The 872-nt window shown below is 64.4% G+C and carries 1 protein-coding gene; it reads right to left on the reverse strand.

What is annotated here, in order from left to right; all coding sequences use genetic code 11:
• On the reverse strand, window positions 1-872 hold an 872-nt coding region (locus J0A65_RS24390; RefSeq protein ID WP_416135330.1), incomplete at both ends, for a TonB-dependent receptor.

Here is an 872-nt window from a genome sequence, read left to right on the forward strand (position 1 = left end):
GAACACGTACACCGCCTGGTTGTCGAGGCGGGTCGACGTATCCGCGCTCATGGTCTTGTTGACTGCACCGTTCCAGTAGCCCGGCGGGTTGCCCAGCGAGTAGCCACCAGTCGGGTAGAGCGCGGTGCCCAGGCCATGGTTGTAGGTCAGGCGATCGTAGTCCTCGCGGGAGATTTCCACCCCGGTGGACAGGCTGTGCTGCAGACCGAAGGTGTCGAAGTCGGCACGCAGGTTGGTCTGGTTGATCAGCATCTTGCTGTTCACGTCACGCCCATAGGCCTGCGGGCCGGCCGGCAGGTAGTTGCCGGCCGGTACGCCGGTGGTGTTGACGTGCGAGGCGGAGATCACCGTGTTGCGGTCGATCTGGCTGTAGCGGGTGAGGTTCTGCAGGCTCAGGCTGTCGTTGAAGGCGTGCTCGAGCTTGATGGTGAAGGAGTCGGTCTTGATGTCGTCCTTGTCCAGGTTCTTCCAGCCGAAGTAACTCTCGCGGTCCACCCCGGCGACCTTCTTGCCATCGATGGCCGGCACACCGTAGTCCGGCAGGATGTCGTCGGTCTGGTGGAAGTAGCTGAGGGTCAGGCGGGTGTCCTCGCTCAGGCCCAGGGCCAGCGACGGTGCGATGCCCCAACGCTTGCGGTCGATCTCGTCGCGGCCGGCCACGTCGTTTTCGTGCGTCATCAGGTTGAGTCGGAAGGCACTGTCGGTACCCAGGCCGTCGAGGGTCTGGTTGCTGTCCAGGGTCAAGCGGCGGTAGCTGTCGGTGCCGATGCTGGCGCCGATCTGGGTGAAGTCACGCAGGCGAGGCGCCTTGGTCACCTGGTTGATGCTGCCGCCGGTGGTACCGCTGCCGCCGAATACCGAGTTGGGGCCCT

The organism is Bowmanella yangjiangensis (assembly GCF_017255015.1).
In the GTDB taxonomy this organism is placed as follows: Bacteria; Pseudomonadota; Gammaproteobacteria; order Enterobacterales; family Alteromonadaceae; genus Bowmanella; species Bowmanella yangjiangensis.